Source organism: Pseudomonas sp. P7548, from assembly GCF_013386585.1.
Taxonomy (GTDB): Bacteria; Pseudomonadota; Gammaproteobacteria; order Pseudomonadales; family Pseudomonadaceae; genus Aquipseudomonas.
In genome coordinates this window covers 153,708-177,691 of sequence record NZ_JACARO010000036.1, presented here as the reverse complement: position 1 = coordinate 177,691, position 23,984 = coordinate 153,708, and the positions used below count along the sequence as shown (strand labels likewise).

The 23,984-nt window shown below is 60.2% G+C and carries 22 protein-coding genes and 1 pseudogene; 8 read left to right on the top strand and 15 right to left on the bottom strand.

What is annotated here, in order from left to right; genetic code table 11:
* Positions 1–46: 46 nt before the first annotated feature.
* From HX803_RS15530 to HX803_RS15510, 5 genes are all read right to left on the bottom strand, one after another.
* Positions 47–793: a YebC/PmpR family DNA-binding transcriptional regulator gene (locus HX803_RS15530; protein WP_178921799.1), complete on the bottom strand. Its 747-nt coding sequence runs from the start codon at positions 791–793 to the stop codon at positions 47–49.
* A gap of 135 nt (positions 794–928) precedes the next feature.
* On the bottom strand, positions 929–2,704 hold the full coding sequence (aspS, locus tag HX803_RS15525) for an aspartate--tRNA ligase (RefSeq protein ID WP_178921798.1): 1,776 nt from the start codon (positions 2,702–2,704) through the stop codon (positions 929–931).
* Between the two features lie 107 nt (positions 2,705–2,811).
* Complete coding sequence (locus HX803_RS15520; protein WP_178921795.1) at positions 2,812–3,033, bottom strand: FmdB family zinc ribbon protein; 222 nt, start codon at positions 3,031–3,033, stop codon at positions 2,812–2,814.
* A gap of 165 nt (positions 3,034–3,198) precedes the next feature.
* Positions 3,199–3,540 (bottom strand): ribbon-helix-helix domain-containing protein, encoded by a 342-nt coding sequence (locus HX803_RS15515; RefSeq protein WP_178921793.1) that lies wholly within the window; start codon positions 3,538–3,540, stop codon positions 3,199–3,201.
* Positions 3,541–3,722: 182 nt separating this feature from the next.
* On the bottom strand, positions 3,723–4,196 hold the full coding sequence (locus HX803_RS15510) for a Dps family protein (RefSeq protein ID WP_176994313.1): 474 nt from the start codon (positions 4,194–4,196) through the stop codon (positions 3,723–3,725).
* 417 nt (positions 4,197–4,613) lie between these two features.
* Between HX803_RS15510 and HX803_RS32955 the strand changes: the two genes are divergently transcribed.
* A complete protein-coding gene (locus HX803_RS32955) occupies positions 4,614–5,216 on the top strand; it encodes a cold-shock protein (protein ID WP_083356990.1) in 603 nt (200 codons plus the stop codon).
* Between the two features lie 81 nt (positions 5,217–5,297).
* Here the strand turns inward: HX803_RS32955 and HX803_RS15500 are convergent, their stop codons facing one another.
* Together HX803_RS15500 and HX803_RS15495 are read right to left on the bottom strand one after the other, a co-directional pair.
* Positions 5,298–5,504, bottom strand: a complete 207-nt coding sequence (locus HX803_RS15500) for a SlyX family protein (RefSeq protein WP_015885618.1) — start codon at positions 5,502–5,504, stop codon at positions 5,298–5,300.
* A 16-nt stretch (positions 5,505–5,520) separates the two neighbouring features.
* Entirely contained in the window at positions 5,521–5,946 is a 426-nt protein-coding gene (locus HX803_RS15495) for an HIT domain-containing protein (RefSeq protein ID WP_178921791.1), read from the bottom strand.
* A 755-nt stretch (positions 5,947–6,701) separates the two neighbouring features.
* On the opposite strand from HX803_RS15495, the gene HX803_RS15490 reads away from it, so the two are divergent.
* Complete coding sequence (locus HX803_RS15490; protein ID WP_178921789.1) at positions 6,702–7,973, top strand: OprD family porin; 1,272 nt, start codon at positions 6,702–6,704, stop codon at positions 7,971–7,973.
* Between the two features lie 191 nt (positions 7,974–8,164).
* On the opposite strand, the gene HX803_RS15485 is transcribed toward HX803_RS15490, so the two are convergent.
* Positions 8,165–9,007, bottom strand: a complete 843-nt coding sequence (locus tag HX803_RS15485) for a mechanosensitive ion channel family protein (RefSeq protein WP_178921788.1) — start codon at positions 9,005–9,007, stop codon at positions 8,165–8,167.
* A 136-nt stretch (positions 9,008–9,143) separates the two neighbouring features.
* Positions 9,144–9,629, bottom strand: a complete 486-nt coding sequence (locus HX803_RS15480; RefSeq protein ID WP_178921787.1) for a YajQ family cyclic di-GMP-binding protein — start codon at positions 9,627–9,629, stop codon at positions 9,144–9,146.
* A 123-nt stretch (positions 9,630–9,752) separates the two neighbouring features.
* On the opposite strand from HX803_RS15480, the gene HX803_RS15475 reads away from it, so the two are divergent.
* From HX803_RS15475 to HX803_RS15465, 3 genes are read left to right on the top strand one after another with little or no spacing between them, the layout of a single operon-like run.
* Positions 9,753–10,670, top strand: a complete 918-nt coding sequence (locus HX803_RS15475) for a putative 2-dehydropantoate 2-reductase (protein WP_178921786.1) — start codon at positions 9,753–9,755, stop codon at positions 10,668–10,670.
* A gap of 46 nt (positions 10,671–10,716) precedes the next feature.
* Complete coding sequence (locus HX803_RS15470; RefSeq protein WP_178921784.1) at positions 10,717–12,753, top strand: HAMP domain-containing sensor histidine kinase; 2,037 nt, start codon at positions 10,717–10,719, stop codon at positions 12,751–12,753.
* 2 nt (positions 12,754–12,755) lie between these two features.
* A complete protein-coding gene (locus HX803_RS15465) occupies positions 12,756–13,334 on the top strand; it encodes a cob(I)yrinic acid a,c-diamide adenosyltransferase (protein WP_178921782.1) in 579 nt (192 codons plus the stop codon).
* Between the two features lie 125 nt (positions 13,335–13,459).
* Here HX803_RS15465 and HX803_RS15460 read toward each other — a convergent pair whose 3' ends face one another.
* From HX803_RS15460 to secA, 3 genes are all read right to left on the bottom strand, one after another.
* Positions 13,460–14,404 (bottom strand): Nudix family hydrolase, encoded by a 945-nt coding sequence (locus HX803_RS15460; protein ID WP_178921779.1) that lies wholly within the window; start codon positions 14,402–14,404, stop codon positions 13,460–13,462.
* A gap of 13 nt (positions 14,405–14,417) precedes the next feature.
* On the bottom strand, positions 14,418–15,635 hold the full coding sequence (argJ, locus tag HX803_RS15455; RefSeq protein ID WP_178921777.1) for a bifunctional glutamate N-acetyltransferase/amino-acid acetyltransferase ArgJ: 1,218 nt from the start codon (positions 15,633–15,635) through the stop codon (positions 14,418–14,420).
* Positions 15,636–15,759: 124 nt separating this feature from the next.
* Entirely contained in the window at positions 15,760–18,495 is a 2,736-nt protein-coding gene (secA, locus tag HX803_RS15450) for a preprotein translocase subunit SecA (protein WP_178921775.1), read from the bottom strand.
* A 305-nt stretch (positions 18,496–18,800) separates the two neighbouring features.
* On the opposite strand from secA, the gene HX803_RS15445 reads away from it, so the two are divergent.
* A complete protein-coding gene (locus HX803_RS15445; protein ID WP_178921774.1) occupies positions 18,801–19,256 on the top strand; it encodes a DUF721 domain-containing protein in 456 nt (151 codons plus the stop codon).
* A gap of 4 nt (positions 19,257–19,260) precedes the next feature.
* Here HX803_RS15445 and HX803_RS15440 read toward each other — a convergent pair whose 3' ends face one another.
* Positions 19,261–20,739 (bottom strand): helicase HerA-like domain-containing protein, encoded by a 1,479-nt coding sequence (locus tag HX803_RS15440; RefSeq protein WP_178921772.1) that lies wholly within the window; start codon positions 20,737–20,739, stop codon positions 19,261–19,263.
* 204 nt (positions 20,740–20,943) lie between these two features.
* On the opposite strand from HX803_RS15440, the pseudogene HX803_RS33125 reads away from it, so the two are divergent.
* Positions 20,944–21,975: pseudogene (locus tag HX803_RS33125) on the top strand (cache and HAMP domain-containing protein); the annotation flags it as partial.
* A 93-nt stretch (positions 21,976–22,068) separates the two neighbouring features.
* A complete protein-coding gene (locus HX803_RS33120) occupies positions 22,069–22,833 on the top strand; it encodes a methyl-accepting chemotaxis protein (protein WP_372339916.1) in 765 nt (254 codons plus the stop codon).
* A 13-nt stretch (positions 22,834–22,846) separates the two neighbouring features.
* On the opposite strand, the gene HX803_RS15430 is transcribed toward HX803_RS33120, so the two are convergent.
* Together HX803_RS15430 and purU are read right to left on the bottom strand one after the other, a co-directional pair.
* Positions 22,847–23,017 carry a hypothetical protein gene (locus tag HX803_RS15430; RefSeq protein ID WP_178921768.1) on the bottom strand — a complete coding sequence of 57 codons (171 nt, stop codon included), beginning with the start codon at positions 23,015–23,017 and terminating at the stop codon, positions 22,847–22,849.
* A gap of 86 nt (positions 23,018–23,103) precedes the next feature.
* A complete protein-coding gene (gene purU, locus HX803_RS15425; RefSeq protein ID WP_176994328.1) occupies positions 23,104–23,952 on the bottom strand; it encodes a formyltetrahydrofolate deformylase in 849 nt (282 codons plus the stop codon).
* Positions 23,953–23,984 lie beyond the last annotated feature (32 nt).

Here is a 23,984-nt window from a genome sequence, read left to right as displayed (position 1 = left end):
GCATTCGCGGGCAAGCCCGCTCCCACATTTTGATCTACGTCTGGCCTCAGCTTAGCTGTGCGGCGACTTCTTCCGGGATATCGGCATTCGAATACACGTTCTGCACATCGTCCAGGTCTTCGAGCATATCCAGCATCTTCAGCACTTTCTGCGCGCCATCCAGGTCCAGCTCGGCGCTGGTGGTCGGCAGCATCACGATTTCCGCGTCAGTGCCTTTGAACCCGGCCGCTTCCAGCGCGTTACGCACGGCGTAGAAGCTGGCAAACGAGGTAAACACGTCGATGGAGCCATCTTCGTTGGTCACCACGTCATCGGCATCAGCTTCCATGGCCGCTTCCATCAGCGCGTCTTCGTCCGTACCCGGGGCGAAGGAGATCTGCCCCTTGCGCTCGAACAGATAGGCCACCGAACCGTCGGTGCCGAGGTTGCCGCCGCACTTGCTGAACGCATGGCGCACGGCCGCTGCGGTGCGGTTGCGGTTGTCGGTCATGCACTCGACCATCACCGCCACGCCACCCGGGCCGTAGCCTTCGTAGCTCAGCTCGACCATGTCGTCGGTGTCGGCAGCACCGGCACCACGGGCCACGGCGCGATCGATGATGTCGCGGCTCATGTTCGCGCCCAGGGCCTTGTCCAGCGCCAGGCGCAGACGCGGGTTGGAACCCGGGTCACCACCACCCTGGCGGGCGGCGACGGTCAGTTCGCGGATCCACTTAGTGAAAATCTTGCCTTTCTTGGCATCCTGACGCTCTTTGCGGTGCTTGATGTTCGCCCACTTGGAATGGCCAGCCATAACACAACTCCGAAATTCTGTAGAAACCTTGATCAACCCCGCCCCAGGCGGGAGGTAGTCCTTTAACGCAAAGGCGCATCCGAAGATGCGCCCTTTTAGACTGCGTAAACCTCAGTGCGCTTTCACGCAGTGGCCTTACTCAGCCTTTGGCGTCTCACGCAGACGGATGTGCAGTTCGCGCAAGGCCTTGGCATCCACCACGCCCGGAGCCTGGGTCATGACGTCCGCAGCACTCTGGGTTTTCGGGAAGGCGATCACTTCACGGATCGACTGGGCGCCGGTCATCAGCATCACCAGACGGTCCAGGCCAAACGCCAGGCCACCGTGCGGCGGTGCGCCGTACTTCAGGGCGTCGAGCAGGAAGCCGAATTTCTCTTCCTGTTCCGCTTCGTTGATACCCAACAGGCGGAATACCGCTTGCTGCATCTCTTTACGGTGGATACGGATCGAACCGCCACCCAGTTCAGTGCCGTTGAGCACCATGTCGTAGGCACGGGACAACGCGCCAGCCGGGTTGGCTTCCAGCTCGGCCGGGGAGCACTTCGGCGCGGTGAACGGGTGGTGCAGGGCGCTGAAGCTGCCGTCGTCGTTCTCTTCGAACATCGGGAAGTCAACGACCCACATCGGGGCCCATTCGCAGGTCAGCAGGTTCAGGTCGTGACCCAGCTTGATGCGCAGCGCGCCCAGGGCTTCGCTGACGATCTTGGCCTTGTCGGCACCGAAGAATACGATGTCGCCGTCGACTGCACCGACGCGGTCGAGGATCGCGTTCAGGTTGTCCAGCGGGATGTTTTTCACGATCGGCGATTGCAGGCCGTCAATGCCGTTGGCGCGCTCGTTGACCTTGATGTACGCCAGGCCCTTGGCACCGTAGATGCCGACGAACTTGGTGTAGTCGTCGATCTGCTTGCGCGGCATGCTCGCGCCACCTGGCACGCGCAGGGCGGCAATGCGGCATTTAGGGTCGTTGGCCGGGCCGCTGAATACCTTGAACTCGACTTCCTTGAGCTGGTCGGCCACGTCCACCAGTTCCAGCGGGTTACGCAGGTCTGGCTTGTCGGAACCGTAGCGGCGCATGGCTTCTTCGAAGGTCATGTGCGGGAAATCACCGAACTCCAGGTTCAGTACTTCCTTGAACAGGTTGCGGATCATCTGCTCGGTCAGGCCCATGATCTCTTTTTCATCGAGGAAGCTGGTCTCGATGTCGATCTGGGTGAATTCCGGCTGGCGGTCGGCGCGCAGGTCTTCGTCGCGGAAGCACTTGGCGATCTGGTAGTAACGGTCGAAGCCGGCCACCATCAGCAATTGCTTGAACAGCTGCGGCGATTGCGGCAGGGCGAAGAACGAACCGGCGTGAGTACGGCTCGGCACCAGGTAGTCACGCGCGCCTTCCGGGGTGGCCCGGGTCAGGATCGGCGTTTCCACGTCCAGGAAGCCGTTTTCGTCGAGGAAACGGCGGATGCTGGTGGTCATGCGCGAACGCAGGCGCAGCTTCTCGGCCATTTCCGGACGACGCAGGTCCAGGAAGCGGTAGCGCAGGCGAGTTTCCTCACCGACGTCGGAGAATTCGTTGAGTGGGAACGGCGGGGTTTCCGACTCGTTCAGCACTTCCAGCTCATAGCCCAGCACTTCGATGCCGCCGGACGCCATGTTCTTGTTCACGGCACCGGCCGGACGCAGGCGAACCTTGCCGGTGATCTTCACGACGTATTCGCTGCGCACGCGGTCGGCAGCGGCGAAGCTTTCGGCGCGGTCCGGGTCGAACACCACCTGGGCCAGACCATCACGATCACGGATATCGAGGAAAATCACCCCGCCGTGGTCGCGGCGACGGTGAACCCATCCGCAAAGGGTGATTTCCTGACCTTCCAGGGTCTCGTTCAGTTGGCCGCAATAGTGGCTGCGCATCATGGTAGTGGTTTCACTTCTCGTAATTCGAAATTCGGTGGAGGCCTGCCTCGTCACCGTACATTAAAGCAGGGGACGGATAATGCAGGAGCCTGCGCGTTGAGTTCAACTCAGTCTGCTTTGTCGCCGCCCGCCAGGTTCTTCTTCGAGCCGGTCTTGAAGTCGGTCTCGTACCAGCCGCCGCCACTCAGGCGGAAGCCTGGCATGGACAACATCTTCTTGAGGTCCGGCGCCTGGCAGGCCGGGCAATCGACCAGCGGCGCGGCGCTGATCTTCTGAATGGCTTCCAACTGATGACCACAGGAAGCACATTGGTAGTCGTACATGGGCATGGCGATGTCTCGGCGATCAGAACGTTACTGCGCCACGCCTGTGCCGGGGCAACCCCTGCATGCGCAGCAAAGCGCGGGATTATATCTGTTAAATCAAGGCAGCGCAGCCGGCTTTCTGCCCGGGGCCGCGCCGCCCGTGAAGCGGGCCGGCCCCGGGCAGGCAGATTACTCCGGGTTGTGCGAACAGGCGCGGCCCGCGAGCACGTGAACCACGCACACGACCCTGACCAGCCCGCTGAAGTTCTTCACCCCGCCATAGCGCAAATGCACTTCCCGGTCGACGTAGGACAACAACGCGCTGACCGAACAGGCGTTGATCCTGGCGATCTCCGTGAGGATGTTCCAATAGATCAGCTCAAGCCGCAGGCAGGTGGAAAACCCATTGAGCCTCACCGACCGGGACAACGGCTTGGCCAGCCCCATGTCGAACCCCTTGGCAAAGGGGTCGATCTTTATCTTATGAAAACCACCGGCTTCCATCACTCCATTACCCACTCCGCGTGACATACACCTGACACTCCATTGCCAAACAGCCGCCCATGGGTTTCTCCCATTGGGCAATGGGCCTTATCAAACAGCAGGAAACAAAAGGCAGCCAGAAGACGGGGAGCTGAACGTTGTAGGACAACGCCAGGAAGCGCAGAGAAACAAGTGGGCGGCGCCAGGACAGCGCCACCCGGTAGGTAGGGTTACTGGTTTTCGAGCAGGGAACGCAGCATCCACGCGGTTTTCTCGTGAACCTGCATGCGCTGGGTCAACAGGTCGGCTGTCGGCTCGTCGCTGACCTTGTCAAGCAACGGGAAGATACCTCGTGCAGTTCGCGTGACCGCCTCCTGACCCGCCACCAGTTGCTTGATCATCTCTTCGGCACTGGGCACGCCCTCCTCTTCCTTGATGGACGACAGGCGGGCATAGATCGAATAGGCACCCGGCGCCGGAAACCCCAGGGCACGGATGCGCTCGGCGATGGAGTCCACGGCCAGCGCCAGTTCGTTGTACTGCTCTTCAAACATCAAGTGCAGCGTGCGAAACATGGGGCCCGTGACGTTCCAGTGGAAGTTGTGGGTCTTCAAATACAGTACATAGGTATCGGACAGCAGCCGTGAAAGCCCATCGACGATAGATTTACGGTCTTGTTCGCTGATACCAATATCGATTGCCATGTTTTTCCCCTTCAATTGACGAGCATTCATTGATCAGGTGCAGGACCACTCTAGCAAGAGTGCAGACGGCATGCAGCCCGATGCCCGGGTACAAGGTGCGGCAAATCGCCCCCACGTGCGAATGACGCCGGTCCGCACTAGGTAGGAAACATCGCCAAAAGCACGCTGAAAAGCCCGCACCTGTCTAGGACAAGTGTTTGACGCAGAAATGCCCTGCTCGCTGTAACACCCCGAAATGCTTGATTTGAGTAGGCACAGCCTTTGCTGTTAAATAGACGACGTGTGGCTGCCGTTATCGTTCTGCGGCACGTCACATAGGCTGATAACCGCGCACGTGCTCAACGCCTCCCATTGTTCAGAAGCGAACCGTGCCAGTCAGCTCTTCCGCGTGATCCATCTTAAAGTGAGTTAATCAAAATGTTGAAAATCGTCCACCTGCTAACGGGCGTTGCAGCGTTGCTGCTGTCCTTTATACCGAGCTTGCAACAGGGAAGCCCTCCCTACCTGGAACAACACGACGCTCTGTACCTGGCCTTGTTCGGCCTTCTTAACCTGACGCTGGCTCCAGTGATTCCTTACTGGAACAAAGGCACGCGTCATCAACTGCAAAACCTGGTCAGTGCGCTGCTGGTGCTGACCGTTGTCGTACAAACCCTCACCCTCCTGGCACCGATGCCTGAAGTGGGCGGCCATCCGGCCATCCTGCTCAGCCTGGTGATTGCTGTGGTCGCCATCGTTCTTCACCTGGCCATCAGCTTCTACCGTTCGTCCCCTGCGGCCGCCTCGCAAAACTACGACATGACCAACCGGGATACCGGGACCGTCAAGTGGTTCAACACCTCCAAAGGCTTCGGCTTTATTTCCCGCGATTCGGGCGACGACATTTTCGTCCATTTCCGGGCTATCCGCGGCGAAGGCCATCGTGTCCTGGTCGAAGGCCAGCGCGTGGAGTTTTCCGTCATGAACCGTGACAAGGGCCTGCAAGCCGAAGACGTGATCGCGGCACTGCCACGTCGCTGATTGCACCCTCGCCACAAAAAAACCGCGACCCAGCCTTGCTGGATCGCGGTTTTTTAATGCCCGGCTATCAGTGGCGAACCATTAATAGTGTGGCGGTGGCGCTTCTTCTTCCGAGGTCTCGAACTGGCCGCCCATTTCTTCCTGACGCTTGAGCAGTGCAGTCATCTGCAATTGCAGGCGTTCGACCGCCCGCTGCTGGGTGACGAGGATGTCATTGAGGGTCTCGATGGTGTCGTCCTGGAAAGCCAGGCGGCTTTCCAGGTCCGTCACACGGTCTTGCAAATCCATAAGTCAGTCCTGCCACTCAAGCGTGGGAAAAGATGAAGTCAGCCGGTAACAGTTCACGCAAGCGCGCGCGAATTGCGGCCACCTGATCCTCGGTGTAAGGCTGCGCCGGATGCTTGCCCCATACCGGAGCAGGCCAGGCAGCGTCATCACGCCTGCGCACAATCACATGCACATGCAACTGGCTGACGACGTTACCCAGCGCACCAATGTTCATCTTGTCGGCGGCCAGGCCTTCGTTCAGCACTTGCGCCAAGGCCGTCGTTTCCCGCCACAACGTTTGTTGATCGGCGACATCCAGTTGAAACACTTCGCTGATACCGTTGATGCGCGGCACCAGGATGAACCATGGATAGTTCGAGTCATTGGACAGCAGCAGGCGGCACAGCGGGAAGTCCCCGATGGCCAGTGTGTCTTGTTGCAGGCGTTGATCTAGGGCGAACACCGCGGGCACTCCGTTCGGCAGGTCAGTTTCAAGGGCCCAGCATACCTGCGAATGCCCGGGGCTTCACGGCGAATACAGCTCGAACAATGAGCGCCTGGGCCAGATCCGGCAAAAAAAACTGCACCCTTTCGAGGCAGTCCGATATTTGAGCTACGCTAGACCGGGCCTCAACGGGACGCACCAAAATGACCCACCTGTGCCTCAAAGGGATCCGCCAAGTACCCACTCATGAGGGTGAACCGGTAACGTTTTTGCCTGGCACGGGTTTTGTGTACCCCCGAACCGATGGAATGGCTGGGCGTCAAGCCCAAACCAAACGGCGTAAAAAGCCCGTGCTTATGCGGTTTTTACATTGCTGTAACGCTTTTCACGAAAAAATGACATTCGGTTACCGGTTTGTGCACGCTTGTTGCATTCACCCACACATCGTCGGCAACGACACGCGCCAGGAGGCCGGTGTTTCGCGATAAAAAACAGTAGCGTTTCAATGCGTATCAAGGACGGAATCAAACTTCCAAAGGGTTTGAAAACAGCATTGAAGTTGTCAGTCCGGGAACATTCGGACTGTGAATTTGCGACATGGAGCTAGCAATTTACGACAGCCTCGTAAAGAAGCTGAAAGGATAGATGGGTAAGTATCGTCAATAGAGTCTGCGTGATATAACTTTGCGCCGACACAAAAAAGAAAGAGCCGCCCAGATAAAAATACAGGTGGGACGGCAGTACTCTTCCTAAAACCAAAGGAGCAAATCACGATGCGCGTGATGAAGTGGAGCATGATCGCCCTGGCTGTTTCAGCAGGCACCTCGCAGTTCGCAATGGCGTCCGCCCAGGACGATTCCAAGGGCTTTGTTGAAGACAGCACTTTCAGCATCAACACTCGCCTCCTGAACTTTGGTCGCGACTTCCGTAACAACGACACCGGCAAAAGCCGCGTCAACGAAACCGGCCTGGGCTTCAACGGCCTGTTCCAGTCGGGCTACACCCAAGGCACCATCGGTGTCGGTGTTGACGTCATCGGCCTGCTGGGCGTGAAACTGGACAGCGGCAAGGGTCGTTCGGGCACTGGCCTGTTCCCAACCGGTTCGGACGGTCGTGCACAAGACGATTACTCCAAAGGCGGCGGCGCTGTTAAGTTCCGCATCTCCGACACCGTGCTGAAAGTCGGCGACCAATACACCACCGCTCCTGTCTTCGCTTCCGATGACAGCCGTTTGCTGCCAGAGCTGCCACAAGGTATCTCGATCACCAGCAACGAAATCAAAGGCCTGAAACTCGAAGGCGGTCACTTCACTTCCAGCGTGGCACAAGCACAGACTTACCGTGACAGCCTGGGCCTGACCAAAACCGACTTCATCGGTGGTGTCTATGCCCTGACTCCAGAAGTCAGCGCCAGCCTGTACTACGCGAAGACTGAAGACTACTGGAAGAAAACCTACGCCAACCTGAACTGGACTCACGCGCTGAGCAACGACCAGTCCCTGGCCGTTGACTTCAACATCTACAGCACCAAGAGCGATGGCGCCGGCCTGCAACGCGCAGAAAAAGACGGCACCACCAAACTGGATAACCGTGCGTACAGCCTGCAAGGCGCGTACACCATCCAGGCTCACACTTTCACCCTGGCCTACCAGAAAGTCAGCGGCGACGGTGACTACGGCTACGGCGTAGACGGCGGCGGCACGATCTTCCTGGCCAACTCCATCGCCCGTTCCGACTTCAACGCTGAAGACGAGAAATCGTTCCAGGCTCGTTACGACCTGAACATGGCCACCTTCGGCGTGCCAGGCCTGAGCTTCATGACTCGTTACGTGAAAGGTACCGGCGCGAACACCGCCGACACCTCGAACGGCAAAGAGTGGGAACGCGACATCGAAGCCAAATACGTGATCCAGAGCGGCCCGGCAAAAGACCTGAGCCTGCGCGTACGTCAAGCGACCTATCGTTCGTCTGACGGCGTGTACTACGGTTCGGCGTCCATCGACGAACTGCGTCTGATCGCGCAATACCCGCTGAACATCTTGTAATAGCTCGTTTGATTACAACGATGGCTTAAGGCTTCGGCCTTAAATAAAAAGCCGCCCCCTTGCAAACAAGGGGGCGGCTTTTTTATTGCTGTTTTATTTCAATCGAAAAATAACTAGCAAGCTAACTAACGAGATTAACCCGTCGACCTCGAACCTGACCTTTTGGCCAAGTTCGATGCCCTTGCACTTAGTTACTTCGTAACACTTTCCTGCATCACTCGAATAACTCGCTGTGGAAATGGAATATCAATCCCGGCAGCCTTCAAGCGGTCACGTGCAAGTTCATTGAGCATGAACACTACATCCCAGTAATCCGCCGTTTTGGTCCAGCAACGCAGGGAAACCGTGATCGAGCTGTCCCCCAGGGTCGACACCACCGCCACCGCAGCCGGATCGGCCAATACCCGTGGGTCCTTGGCCAGTTCCAGCAGGACTTCACGCGCCTTCTGCAAGTCGGCTTCATAGTCCACGCCCACGTCGAATACCACTTTGCGCGTCGGCTGACGGTTGGTGTTGGTGATCAGGCCGTTGGACAGGCTGCCGTTGGGGATGATCACGGTCTTGTTGTCGCCGGTGCGCAACACGGTGTGGAAGATCTGGATGCTGTCGACCGTGCCCGACGTGCCCTGTGCTTCGATCCAGTCACCAATGCGGAACGGGCGGAACAGCAGGATCAGCACGCCGCCGGCAAAGTTCGCCAGGCTGCCTTGCAGCGCCAAGCCGATGGCCAGGGTGGCGGCACCGATCGCGGCAACGAACGAGGTGGTCGCCACGCCGATCATCGACGCCACGTTGACCACCAGCATGACCTTGAGCGCAATGTTCGCCAGGCTGGTGATGAAGTGTTGCAGCGCCAGGTCTGCGTTACGCAGGGCCAGCAAACGCCCCACTCGATGAGTCAATACGTTGATCAACCACCAGCCGATGGCCAGGGTGATCACTGCCAGCAAAAACCGGCTGCCGTATTCCATGATCATCGGGATCCACGATTCCGAGGTCTTGATCAGGTGATCCACTTCAGCGTTCAAATCCATCTACATTCTCCTGTCTAGCGGATGTTCGGTGTTTTCAGGTGCCCAAAAATGCAATTGAGCCCCGCAGGGCTCAATAGTAGGCAATGGCTCTGGGGCGTGGGACGCCAAAAACGCCCTCAGGTTCCCCAAAGTGCCATCAGTCGCGAAAGTTATTGAACTGCAGCGGCATGTCGAAGGTCTTGGCGCGCAGGGCCGCGATGGCCTCTTGCAGATCGTCACGCTTCTTGCCGGTAACGCGCACCTGCTCACCCTGGATGGCGGCCTGGACCTTGAGCTTGGCGTCCTTGATATGGGCCACGATCTTTTTCGCCAGCTCCTTGTCGATGCCTTCCTTGAGCGTCGCTTCCTGCTTCATCAGCTTGCCGGAAGCGTAGGCGTCCTTGACTTCAAGGCATTGCACGTCGATCTTGCGCTTGACCAGGGACAGCTTGAGGATTTCGATCATCGCTTCCAGCTGGAAATCGGCTTCAGCGGTCAGGTTGACAGTCAGTTCCTTTTCCTTGAACTCGAAGCTGCCCTTGCCTTTCAAGTCATAGCGACGGTCCAGTTCCTTGACGGCGTTCTCGACGGCGTTGGTGACTTCGTGTTTGTCCAGTTCGGATACCACGTCGAACGAAGGCATGTCATTTCTCCAATATAAGGGGCGGGCTCAGTAGAGATGGAGCGCGCCCGAGCTAAAATGCCGGGGCATTATAGCGGTTCTTTCGCCCCGTTCATCGTGGGCGCCCCAACGGAGCACAAACAGATGTCGGCCACCTGGCACATTCTCGGCGCGGGCAGCCTGGGCACTCTCTGGGCCACACGCCTGGCCCGTGCAGGCGTGCCCGTCCGGTTGATACTGCGCGATGAAGCGCGCTTGGCCAGCTACCAGGCGGCAGAAGGCCTGACCCTTGTAGAACAGGGTGTCTCGAATACCTACCCGGTAATCGGCGAAACGCCCGACAGCCCGGGGCCGATTCATCGCCTGCTGGTAGCGTGCAAAGCCTACGACGCCCAAAGCGCCGTCGCACAGTTGCAGCACCGGCTTGTACCGGACGCCGAACTGGTCCTGCTGCAAAACGGCCTCGGCAGCCAGGACGCGGTGGCGGCCCAGTTACCCCAGGCCCGCTGCATGTTCGCCTCCAGCACCGAAGGTGCGTTTCGCGACGGCGACTGGCGCGTGGTGTTTGCCGGTCATGGCTATACGTGGCTGGGGGACGCTGCCCATCCAATACCCCCGCTGCTGCTCGAAGACCTGAGCGCTGCCGGCATCCCCCACGAATGGAGCACCGACATCCTCACCCGCCTGTGGCGCAAGCTGGCCCTCAATTGCGCGATCAACCCGCTGACCGTGCTGTATCAATGCCGTAACGGCGGCTTGCAGGCCCATCAGTGCGAAGTGGCGACCCTGTGTGCGGAGCTGGCCGAACTGCTGGAGTGCTGCGGCCAACCCGCAGCCGCCCACGACCTGCACAGCGAAGTGGAACGGGTGATCCAGGCCACCGCTGCCAACTACTCCTCGATGTATCAGGACGTGGCCAACGCCCGACGCACCGAAATCAGCTACCTGCTCGGGTACGCTTGCCTCGCGGCGGCTCGCCATCAATTGACCCTGCCACACCTGCAACAAGTGCAAGCGCGCCTGGTCGAGCAGTTGCGCGCACGCGGATTGCCCAGCGACTGAACCACGCGCTACCCTGACTACTTGTCTATTGCCTGCGAAAAACCTGATGCCACTGCGCCAGCGTCTAGAAAACCTACCGGTCGGGCAGAAACTGCTGGCCGCCTTGCTGGTGCTGCTCACCACCGTGTTGCTGGTGGCCAACCTGACTTTTATCAGTGCGGCCTACTGGATCTCCCAGGAAAGCATGGCGCCCCAGGCCCTCCAGGCCATTGGTCGGCTGGTGTCCAACCCGGCGCTCGCCGCCGAAGCCCTCGAATCCCCCTCCAAGGCCGACGCGCTCCTTAACGAACTGACCAGCTATTCACCGCTGCGCGCGGCGGCGCTGTACGACGGCGAAGGCAACCGCCTGGCGCAGATGCAACACGGCGATCGCCTGCACTTGCCGGACAACTACCGGCACATCGAAGCCTGGCGCGTCACCGAGTTTCGCAGTAACCAGGTCATCACCCTGCCCCGGGCTGGCCAGCCTTCCGGGCACCTGCTGCTGGTGGCCAGCAGTGAGCTGCCGGTGGCCTTCTACACCGGCACATTGACCGCCAGCCTGGGCATCCTGATTTTCAGCGTGCTGTTGTGGCTGATCATCGCCCGTCAGATCAAGCGCCTGATCACCCGGCCGATCCACGAACTGGAAGAACTGTCGCGCCAGGTCACCCGCGAAGAGAACTACGCCCTGCGCGCCAGTCGCGGCAACCACGACGAAATCGGCAGCCTGGCCGAAGCCTTCAACACCATGCTGTCACGCATCGAAGCCCGTGAGCAGCAGCTCAAGCGCGCCCGTGACGACTCCCAGGCCGCCTACGACCAGGCCCAGGGCCTGGCCGAGGAAACCCGCCACACCAACCGCAAGCTGGAACTGGAAGTCCAGGTGCGCAGCAAGATCGAGAAAAAACTCACCGGTTTCCAGAACTACCTCAATAGCATCATCGACTCGATGCCCTCGGCGCTGATCGCCCTGGACGAACAGCTCTACGTGACCCAGTGGAACCAGGAAGCCAGCGCGCTTTCCGGCACGCGCCTGGATGAAGCGCTGAACCAGCCGATTTTCCTCGCCTTCCAGCCGCTCAAGCCCTACCTGCCCCAGATCAAGGCCACGGTCGAACAACACACGGTGGAACGCATCGAGCGGGTCACCTGGGTCAAGGACGATGAGCCCAAGCATTACGCCCTGACCTTCTACCCGCTGATGGGCGGTGCCGGGCGCGGCGTGGTGATCCGCATCGACGACATTACCCAGCGCCTGTCCCTGGAAGAAATGATGGTGCAGTCGGAAAAAATGCTCTCGGTGGGCGGCCTCGCCGCTGGCATGGCCCACGAGATCAACAACCCCCTGGGCGCGATCCTGCACAACGTACAGAACATCCGCCGGCGCTTGTCCCCCGACCTGCCCAAGAACCTGGAGCAGGCCGAACAGGCCGGCATCGAGCTGGACACCGTCAACCGCTACCTGCAAAGCCGCGAAGTGCCGCAACTGCTCGACGGCATCCAGCAAGCCGGTGCACGGGCGGCGAAGATCGTCACCCACATGCTCAGTTTCAGCCGGCGCAGCAACCGGCAGATGGCGCCTTGCGACCTGCCCGCGCTGATTGACCAGGCGGTGGAGATCGCCGGTAACGACTTCGACTTGACCATCGGCTTCGACTTCAAGGGCCAGGCGATCATCCGCCAGTTCGACCCGCAACTGGGCCCCGTGCCCGGCACCGCCAACGAACTGGAGCAGGTACTGCTCAACCTGTTGAAAAACGCCGCCCAGGCGATCCACCTGCGCGAAGACGACAGCGAGCCTGGGCGCATCATCCTGCGCACCCGGCTCAACCCGCCGTGGGCGGAAATCCAGGTGGAAGACAACGGCATCGGCATGAGCGAAAACGTGCGCAAGCGCACCTTCGAGCCCTTCTTCACCACCAAGGAAATCGGCCAGGGCACCGGGCTTGGGCTGTCGGTGTCGTACTTCATCATCACCAACAACCACAAAGGCCAGATGGAAGTGCACTCTACGCCGGGCCAAGGTACGTGCTTTACCTTGCGCCTGCCGCTGGCCGGCAGCCAACTGCCCCCCTACGAACTTACCCAACTGGAGCACTGACCATGGGCTTTCGCCTGTCGAAGATCTACACCCGTACCGGCGACACGGGCGAAACCGGCCTGGGCGATGGCCGCCGTGTGCCCAAGGACCACCCACGGGTGGAGGCCATTGGCGAAGTCGATACGCTGAACAGTCAGTTGGGGTTGCTGTTGGCCAACCTGGAAGAACAGAGTGGCAAGCACCCTGAACTCAAGGACGTGATCGAAGTGCTTACGCCTTGCCAGCATCGTTTGTTCGATCTGGGCGGCGAGCTGGCGATGCCGGTGTACAAGGCGTTGAATGCCGCTGAAGTGGACCGATTGGAAGCGGCGATTGACCGCTGGAACGAGGAAGTGGGGCCGCTGGAGAACTTCATCCTGCCCGGGGGTTCGGCGCTGATTGCCCAGGCCCATGTATGCCGCAGCCTGGCGCGCAGTGCAGAGCGGCGGTGTCAGCAGTTGAACGCGGTGGAACCGTTGGACGGCGTGGGGTTGGCGTATATCAATCGGCTGTCGGACTTGCTGTTTGTGGCAGCGCGGGTGATTGCCAGGCGCCAGGGTGTGGCGGAGGTGTTGTGGCAGGCGGCTGCCAAACCCCATTAGTTTTTCAGTGCCTGATCTGACGCCTTCGCGAGCAAGCCCGCTCCCACATTCGACCGCATTCCAAAGGTAGAACTCGGTCAAGTGTGGGAGCGGGCTTGCTCGCGAAGAGGCCCGTCAGAACACCATCAAACCTCAGGCCAGAACGCCCGGATGCCAGCAACACCCTGGGCACCGGCTTCCCAAGCCTGCTCCCGCTCAGCCGGCCCAACGCCACCCAGCAGAAACACCGGCTTGCTGAACCCACTGATCAAAAGCGCCGCCTGCTCCCACCCCAACGGCTGCGCGTCAGGATGAGTCTGGGTCGGTTGCACCGGCGACAGCGTGACAAAATCCACGTCCATCAACTCGGCCAGCGCCAGTTCCTCGGCATTGTGGCAAGAAGCCGCCAACCAGCGGTCCTTGGGCAGCGGCCGGCCTTTGCTCGCGTATTTGCGCAGTTGCGCCGAGGTCATGTGCCAGCCCGCCGAGGGGAAATCCCCCAACCACTCAAAGGGCCCCTTGAGCATCAGTTGCGCCTTGCCCGCACACAGGCCCACGGCGTCCACCGCCAAGTCCCGGTATTTAGGGTCGTAGCCGTTGGGCGCACGCAGTTGAACCAGCTTGATGCCACCGGCAATGGCTTTCTGGATACCGCGCAACAATGCGGGGGTTTCCAGCTCGCCAGGCGTGATCAAGTACTCGGCAGGCAAACGCGCTGCGGCAACGATGGGCGCATTGGCTGCCGGGAACTCGTAGTTGATCAGGTCCCGCTGGGCCACCCATTCCAACGGCTGCCCTTCGGCACCATGGGGTTCGCCGGTAAAGGCCGAGACTTCCCAGACATCCAGTAATACCTGTTTGTCCGGGTAGTCATGCTGCACCTTGATCAACGGGCGTGCCGCCGTGACCTGAATGCCCAGCTCTTCCTGCAGTTCGCGGGACAGGGCGGTTTCAACCGACTCATCGGCTTCCACCTTACCCCCGGGAAACTCCCAGAGGCCGCCCTGATGCTGGGTATCGGCGCGGCGCGCCAGCAGGATCCTGCCGTCGACACCGCGGATCACCGCTGCTGCTACATGCACTCGTTTCACCGCGCTTATCCTCTTAGGTACGGTATTCCGCGTTGATCTTCACGTACTCGTGGGACAGGTCAGTGGTCCAGATGGTTTCGCTGCACTCACCGCGGCCCAGCTCGATGCGGATGGTGATTTCTTCCTGCTGCATCACCGCCGAGCCCTGGGCTTCGGTGTAGGTCTCGGCACGTGCGCCACGGCTGGCGATGCACACGCCGCTCAGGAACACGTCGATCTTGCTCACGTCCAGGTCTGGCACGCCGGCACGGCCGACGGCAGCCAGGATACGGCCCCAGTTCGGGTCGGAGGCGAACAGCGCGGTCTTGATCAGTGGCGAATGCGCCACGGTGTAACCCACGTCCAGGCATTCCTGGTGGTTGCCGCCGCCATTGACTTCAACTGTGACGAATTTGGTGGCGCCTTCGCCGTCACGCACGATGGCCTGGGCCACGTCCATGCACACTTCGAACACCGCCTGCTTCAACGCCGCGAACAGCGGGCCGCTGGCTTCGGTGATTTCCGGCAGGTTGGCCTGGCCGGTGGCGATCAGCATGCAGCAGTCGTTGGTGGAGGTGTCGCCATCGATGGTGATGCGGTTGAACGACTTGTTGGCGCCGTCCAGGATCAGGCTGTGCAGCACGTCACGGGAGACTTTGGCGTCAGTGGCGATGTAACCGAGCATGGTGGCCATGTTCGGACGGATCATGCCTGCGCCCTTGCTGATGCCAGTTACAGTGACGGTGACGCCGTCGTGTACGAACTGGCGGCTCGCGCCTTTTGGCAGGGTGTCGGTGGTCATGATGCCGGTGGCGGCGGCAGCCCAGTTATCCACAGACAGGTCGTCCAGCGCGGCTTGCAGGGCACCTTCGATCTTCTCGACCGGCAGCGGCTCGCCGATCACGCCGGTGGAGTACGGCAACACTTGGCTGGCATCAACCCCAGCAAGCTGGGCCAGCTTGGCGCAGGTGCGCGCAGCGGCCACCAGGCCTGGCTCGCCGGTCCCGGCGTTGGCATTACCGGTGTTGGTCAGCAGGTAACGAATGTTACCGGCTACGCGCTGCTTGGCCAGGATCACCGGTGCTGCGCAGAACGCATTGAGGGTGAACACGCCAGCGACGGTTGAACCTTCGGCACAGCGCATCACCACCACATCCTTGCGCCCCGGGCGCTTGATGCCGGCCGAAGCGATACCGAGTTCAAAACCGGCGACCGGGTGCAAAGTGGGCAAAGGACCAAGACCAACAGCCATGAATGCGCTCCTTAAAAATGAGGTGATATCTGTGCCGTCGTAAGCGACGGTGAAATTAATGGCAAAACGCCGCGACGGCAAAGGCCGGTCGCGGCGCGGGGTGTTGCAGCGTCAGGCAAAAATCTTAGTTGATTTCGCCGTGGCAGTGTTTGAACTTCTTGCCCGAACCGCACCAGCACAGTTCGTTGCGGCCCAGCTTCTGGTCGTTGCGAACCGGCGTCTGGGCCAGGGCCACATCGACCTCTTCGCCCAAGACTTCAGGTTGCTCAAGACCCGGGGCTTCGTCGTGCTGGAACTGCATGCGCGCAGCCAGCGCCTCGGCTTCCTGACGCAGGCGTGCCTCTTCCTCGATCGGGTCTTCACGACGCACCTGAACGTGGGACAGCACGCGGATCGAATCGCGCTTGATCGAGTCCAGCAGCTCGGAGAACAGCGTGAACGACTCGCGCTTGTACTCCTGCTTCGGGTTCTTCTGGGCGTAGCCACGCAGGTGGATACCGTGACGCAGGTGATCCATGGTCGACAGGTGGTCTTTCCACAGGTCGTCCAGCACGCGCAGGACAATCTGCTTCTCGAAGGTGCGCAGTGCTTCGGCACTCGCCTGCTCTTCTTTCTCGTTGTATGCGGCCAGCAGCTCGGTCATGAGCTTCTCGCGCAGGGTCTCTTCGTACAGGTGGTCGTCTTCGTCCAGCCATTGCTGAACCGGCAAGTCCACACCGAAGTCGCTCTTGAGTGCCGCTTCCAGGCCGGCAACATCCCACTGCTCTGGCAGGGACTGTGGCGGAATGTGTGCGCTGACGGTGGCGCTGAGCACGTCCTGACGGAAGTCAGCGATGGTCTCGCCAATGTTGTCGGCAGCCAGCAACGTGTTACGCATGTGATAGATCACTTTACGCTGTTCGTTGTTGACGTCGTCGAACTCGAGCAGTTGCTTACGAATGTCGAAGTTGCGGCCTTCAACCTTGCGCTGCGCTTTCTCGATGGCGTTGGTCACCATGCGGTGCTCGATCGCTTCACCGGACTGCATGCCCAGAGCCTTCATGAAGTTCTTCACGCGGTCCGAGGCGAAGATGCGCATCAGGCTGTCTTCCAGCGACAGGTAGAAGCGGCTGGAACCGGCGTCACCCTGACGACCGGCACGACCACGCAGCTGGTTGTCGATACGGCGCGATTCGTGACGCTCGGAAGCGATCACCTGCAGGCCGCCGGATTCCAGCACGGCCTGGTGGCGTTTCTGCCAGTCGGCCTTGATCTGGGCGATCTGCTCGGGGCTCGGGTTTTCCAGGGCCGCGACTTCCACTTCCCAGTTGCCGCCCAACAGGATGTCGGTACCACGACCGGCCATGTTGGTGGCGATGGTCAGTGCGCCTGGGCGACCGGCCTGGGCGATGATCTCGGCTTCTTTTTCGTGGAACTTGGCGTTGAGGACCTTGTGCTCGATGCCTTCCTTGTTGAGCAGGTTGGACACGTGCTCGGAAGTCTCGATGGTGGCAGTACCGACCAGAATCGGGCGACCCTGGGCCATGCCGTCCTTGATGTCATTGATGATTGCCGCGTATTTCTCTTCAGCCGTCAGGAACACCAGGTCGTTGAAGTCTTTACGCGCCAACGGCTTGTTCGGCGGGATGACCATCACGGCCAGGTTGTAGATCTGGTGGAATTCGAACGCTTCGGTGTCGGCCGTACCGGTCATGCCGGACAGTTTGTTGTACAGACGGAAGTAGTTCTGGAAGGTGGTGGACGCCAACGTCTGGCTTTCGGCCTGGATGTTGAGGTTTTCCTTGGCTTCGATGGCCTGGTGCAGGCCTTCGGACAGACGACGCCCCGGCATGGTACGGCCGGTGTGTTCGTCGACCAGGACCACCTGGCCGTCCTGCACGATGTATTCGACGTTGCGGTGGAACAGCTTATGGGCGCGCAGGCCGGCGTAAACGTGGGTCAACAGGCCCAGGTTGTGCGCCGAGTAAAGGCTCTCGCCTTCAGCCAGCAGGCCGATCTGGGTCAGCATGTCTTCGACGAACTGGTGACCGGCTTCGTTGAGTTCGACCTGGCGGGTCTTCTCGTCGATGGTGAAGTGACCTTCTTTGGTCACCACGCCTTCAACTTCTTCAACGTGCTGGGTCAGGCGCGGAATCAACTTGTTGATTTCGGTGTACAGGCGCGAGCTGTCTTCGGCCTGGCCGGAGATGATCAGCGGGGTACGGGCTTCGTCGATGAGGATGGAGTCGACTTCGTCGATCACGGCAAAGTTGAGTTCGCGCTGGAATTTTTCTTCCATGCTGAACGCCATGTTGTCGCGCAGGTAGTCGAAACCGAATTCGTTGTTGGTGCCGTAGGTGATGTCGGCAGCGTAAGCGGCGCGTTTCTCTTCCGGCGGCTGGAACGGCGTTACCACGCCGACGGTCAGGCCGAGGAATTCATACAGCGGGCGCATCCAGTTGGCGTCCCGGCGAGCCAGGTAGTCGTTCACCGTCACAACGTGCACGCCCTTGCCGGACAGTGCGTTGAGGTAAACGCCCAGGGTTGCCACCAGGGTCTTGCCTTCACCGGTACGCATTTCGGCAATCATGCCTTCATGCAAGGTCATGCCGCCGATCAACTGGACGTCGAAGTGGCGCATGCCCATGACACGCTTGCCGGCTTCACGGGCGACCGCAAAGGCTTCGGGAAGCAGCTTGTCGAGGGTTTCACCTTTGGCTATGCGGGCCTTGAACTCTTGGGTCTTGGCGCGCAATTGGTCGTCCGACAGGGCAACCATCTGCTCTTCGAAAGCATTGACCAGTTGCACCGTCTTGAGCATGCGTTTGACTTCGCGCTCATTCTTGCTTCCAAAAAGTTTCTTTAACAAAGGCGCAAACATATCGGCAGGTTCTTCCACACATAGGGATGGAGGGCGCACCGTGAGTGGCCCGAGCAGCCCTCACGGCCGCATGCGAACGCGCATTCTACCCGGAATCGTGGGTGAGGAAAGTGGCGTTGTTCCCCGATGCTGGCATGGTGCTGTGAGAGGGCCTGTTTAAAATAAGGGCTTTTACCGGAACTTCAACCCATGGAGCGCAGAAGTTACCTATTGATTTGGCAAGCGTTGACCTGCAGTTGCATTGCCCGGGGGCCTGCGGGCGCTTTCTGTTAAGATGGCGGCTCTGTTACTTAAGGTGTCTAAACATGGCATTTCGCCCTCATACAGCTCGCATCCCCAGCGTGTTGCTCCGCGAAGCCAAGCCGTTGAAAGCCATCTTTGGCCACGCGCAACGCCTGGGCCATCTGCAACGCCTGCTCGAAAGCCAATTGCAACCGGCCGCACGTGAACATTGTCATGTGGCGTCCTGGCGTGAAGGCAATTTGCTGTTAATTGTCACCGACGGTCATTGGGCCACGCGTTTGCGTTACCAGCAAAAACGCCTGCAACGTCAATTGATGGCCTTCGATGAGTTCGCCAACTTGACGCGTATCCAGTTCAAGGTGCAGCCGCCTACCGTGCAACAAGGCGCAGTGGGCCACACGATGGACCTGTCGGTAAATGCCGCCGAAACCATCCAGGCGACGGCCGACGGCATCAGCGACCCCGGCCTGCGCGCCGCCCTGGAGCGGCTCGCCGCCCACGCCAAGCCCAAGGCCTGAACCGCTACTTGCGCTTGCTGCCACCCAGCAACGATCCCAACAACCCCCGCACCAACTGGCGTCCCATCTGATTGGCCGCCTGCTGCATCGCGGATTTCAGCGCCTTGCCCGCCGTAGTGCCCAGAAAGGCCCCCGCCTTGTCCGTGAAACTTGGCTCTTCGGTAGCCGGCTTGGCCTCTTCCGTCGTCCCCAGGTCTTTGCGTGCCATCAGCACTTCATAGGCCGACTCCCGGTCAATCGGTTTGTCATAGCGCCCCAGCAACGGTGAACTGGCAATCAGCGCCGCGCGTTCGGCCTCGCTGAGCGGCCCGATACGCGACTGCGGCGGCGCCACCAGTACGCGCTGGACGACTTCCGGCGTGCCTTTTTCCTGCAGCGTGCCCACCAACGCCTCACCTGTGCCCAGCTCGGTCAGCACCGCCAGGGTATCGAAGGTGGGGTTCGGCCGAAAACCGTCTGCCACTGCCCGCAGGGACTTCTGCTCCTTGGTGGTGAACGCCCGCAGGCCGTGCTGGATGCGCAGGCCCAATTGCGCCAAGACCGTGTCAGGCAAATCCCCCGGAGACTGTGTGACAAAGTAAACGCCGACACCTTTGGAGCGAATCAAGCGCACCACTTGCTCCAACCGCTCCTGCAACGCCTTGGGCGTATCGGCAAACAGCAAGTGGGCCTCATCAAAAAACAGCGCCAGCAACGGCTTGTCGGCATCGCCGCGTTCGGGCAATTGCTCGAACAACTCCGCCAACAGCCACAGCAGGAAGGTCGCGTACACCTTGGGCGCCTCATGCACCAGGCGGCTGGCGTCGAGCAGGTGGATACGCCCTCGCCCATCACTGGCGGGTTGCAGGATGTCTTCAAGCTGCAGGGCCGGCTCGCCAAACAAGGCCTCGGCGCCCTGTTGCTCCAGGACCGCCAGGCGCCGCAGCAGGGCCTGGCTGGAGCCGGTGGTCATCAGCGCCGCGTCCTCGCCCAGCAATTCCGGGTGGTAGCGCAGGTGGTTGAGCAGCGCCTTGAGGTCCTTGAGGTCCAGCAGCAGCAAACCTTCGCGGTCGGCCACCTTGAAGGTCGCGTAGAGCGCCGACTGTTGGCTGTCGGTGAGTTCCAGCAGTGCGCCGAGCAACAATGGGCCCATTTCGCTGATGGTGGTGCGCAATGGATGACCGGACTGCCCATGGATGTCCCACAACGTCACAGGGTAGGCCTTGGCGGTGTACCCCAGGAAAGGCATGCCGGCGATGCGCTCGGCCACCTTGCCCTGCGGGTTGGCTGCGGCCCCGAGGCCACACAGGTCGCCCTTGATATCAGCCGCGAACACCGCGACGCCCGCGTCGCTGAAGGCTTCCGTCAGGCGTTGCAAGGTGACGGTCTTGCCCGTGCCGGTCGCACCGGCAATCAGCCCATGGCGGTTGGCCAAGCGCATGGCCTGGGCGATGGGTTGGCCGTCCAGGCCCGCGCCGATAAGGAGTTGCGTGGTATCAGGCATTTCGTCACCTCTGGTTAATCTTTAGTGCCGCCAGGTCGATATAGAGAGGTGTGAGACCCACAAAGTCTAAAAATAGGTCGGATAGTTCCTACAGGGACCAACGGAGCTATCGCAAGAAATATCACACCTTTTTTGACGCTGCCATTTTGCGCATCCCATAAGGACGCGCTTCGGATAATAAGACCTTAGCGGACCCTACAAGCCATGAATAAAAATCTGCGCTTCAGCCACAAAATCCTGCTTGCAGCCTCCCTTATCGTCATCGCCGCATTTGCGCTGTTTACCCTCTACAACGACTACCTGCAACGCAACGCCATTCGCGACGACCTCAACAACTACTTGCATGAAATGGGTGATGTCACCGCCAGCAACATCCAAACCTGGCTCACCGGGCGCATTGCCCTGGTTGAAAACGCCGCACAGAACATCGCCATCAACCCGGAACCCTCCGCCGTTGCCAAGATGCTCGAACAGAAAGCCCTGACGTCATCCTTCATGGCGACCTACGTGGGTGACAGTAAAGGCGCGTTCACCATCCGCCCTGACACCAAGATGCCGGACGGCTTCGACCCGCGTGTTCGCCCCTGGTACAAAGGCGCCCAGGCCAGCAACGGCTCGACGCTCACCGAGCCCTACATCGATGCCGCGACCGGCAAACTGATCATTTCCATCGCCACGCCCAGCACCCAGGGCGCCCAGAGCATTGGCGTCGTGGGCGGCGACCTGAGCTTGCAAACCCTGGTGGATAACATTGGCGCGCTGAACTTCGGCGGCATGGGTTATGCCTTCCTGGTCAGCGCCGATGGCAAGGTCTTGGTACACCCGGACAAAAACCTGGTGATGAAGACGCTGGCCGACGTGTACCCAAAAAACACGCCGACCATCAGCACCGGCTTCAGCGAAGTCGAGGCCAACGGCAAGGACAACATCGTGACCTTTACACCGATCAAGGGTCTACCCTCGGTGAACTGGTACCTCGGCATTTCGGTGGATAAAGACAAATCCTTCGCCATGCTCAGCGAATTCCGCACCTCGGCGGTGATTGCCACGTTCATTGCTGTGGTGATCATCATCGCCCTGCTCGGCATGTTGATCCGCATCCTGCTGCAACCGCTGCACGTGATGACCCGCGCCATGCAAGACATCGCTGACGGTGAAGGTGACCTGACACGCCGCCTGGCCATTCAGAACCACGACGAATTCGGCACCCTAGGGAACGCGTTCAACCGCTTCGTGGAGCGCATTCATACGTCGATCCGCGAAGTGTCCTCAGCGACCGAGCAGGTCAATGAAGTGGCACTGCGGGTGGTGAGCGCTTCCAACTCATCGATGATCAATTCCGACGAGCAGGCCAACCGCACCAACAGCGTGGCGGCGGCCATCAATGAACTGGGCGCCGCTGCCCAGGAAATCGCGCGCAATGCGGCGCAAGCCTCGCACCAGGCCAGCGATGCGCGGCACCTGGCCGAAGATGGCCAGCAGGTGGTGGAGCGCAATATCAAGGCCATGAACCAGTTGTCCGAAATGATCAGTGCTTCGAGCAGCAATATCGAAGCGCTCAACAGCAAGACGGTCAATATCGGGCAGATTCTCGAGGTGATTACCAGCATCTCCCAGCAAACCAACTTGCTGGCACTCAACGCCGCCATCGAAGCGGCCCGTGCCGGGGAAGCGGGTCGCGGGTTCGCCGTGGTGGCCGATGAAGTGCGCAACCTGGCCCATCGCACCCAGGAATCGGCGCAACAGGTGCAGAAGATGATCGAAGAGTTGCAGGTCGGTGCCCGGGATTCGGTCAGCACCATGGGCGAAAGCCAGCGCCATAGCCAAGACAGCGTAGAGATCGCCAACCTGGCCGGTGAGCGCCTGAACAGCGTGACCCTGCGCATTGGCGAGATCGACGGCATGAACCAATCGGTGGCCACCGCCACTGAAGAACAGACCTCGGTGGTCGAGTCGATCAACATGGACATCACCGAGATCAACACCCTCAATCAGGAAGGCGTCGAAAACCTGCAATCCACCCTGCGGGCCTGTGCCGACCTGGAACAACAGGCGGCGCGCCTGAAACAACTGGTGGGCAGTTTCCGGATCTGACCCGCGCGGGGCGTTACTTACCCTCCGGTTCGGCCTTGCCCTTCTCTTGCTCCCACAGCTCGGCGGCACCCGGAAATTCGGTGCCGTCGTCGCTGCTCAGTTCTTCCGGGTCAAACCGGCTCAAACAGCCCTCTCCCAGGGTGGCCGGGGCCTTGGAAGTGGCCTTATCCAGTGGATCGCTCATGCTCTAAACCTCTGCGCCCAACAAAGAAAAAGGGCCTGGGACGATTTAACGCCCAGGCCCTTCATTCTTCAATCAAAACCCTTGGATCAGAACACGACGGTCTTGTTGCCGTGCACCAGCACGCGGTCTTCCAGGTGGTAACGCAAGCCACGGGCCAGGACCATCTTCTCGACGTCACGGCCGAAACGCACCATGTCTTCGATGCTGTCACTGTGGCTCACACGTACCACGTCCTGCTCGATGATCGGGCCGGCGTCCAGTTCCTCGGTGACGTAGTGGCACGTCGCGCCAATCAGCTTCACGCCACGCAGGGAGGCCTGATGGTAAGGCTTGGCACCAATGAACGACGGCAGGAAGCTGTGGTGAATGTTGATCACCTTGCCGGCGTATTCACGGCACAACTCCGGTGGCAGGATCTGCATGTAGCGCGCCAGCACCACCACATCCGCCTCATGCTGCTTGACCAGGCGGGAGACCTCGGCGAACGCCGGCTCCTTGTCCTGCGGGTTTACCGGGACGTGGTAGTACGGGATGCCGTGCCATTCGACCATGCTGCGCAGGTCGTCGTGGTTGGAGATCACACAGGCGATCTCACAGTCCAGCTCGTCGCTGTGCCAGCGGTGCAGCAGATCGGCCAGGCAGTGGGACTCACGACTGGCCATCAGCACCACGCGTTTTTTCTGCTCGGTGTCGGTGATCTGCCAGGTCATCGAGAACTCTTCGGCGATGGGCGCAAAGGCCTCGCGAAACGCTTCAAGACCAAACGGCAACGTATCGGCACGAATCTCGTGACGCATGAAGAACCAACCGCTGAGATTGTCCGAGTGATGGCTCGCCTCGGTGATCCAACCGTTGTGGGAAGCCAGAAAGTTACTGACCTTGGCAACGATGCCAACCCGGTCCGGGCAAGCAATCACCAGCCGAAAAGTGCGCATTAGGGGGAAACTCCAGAACTTCGCAAAGGCCG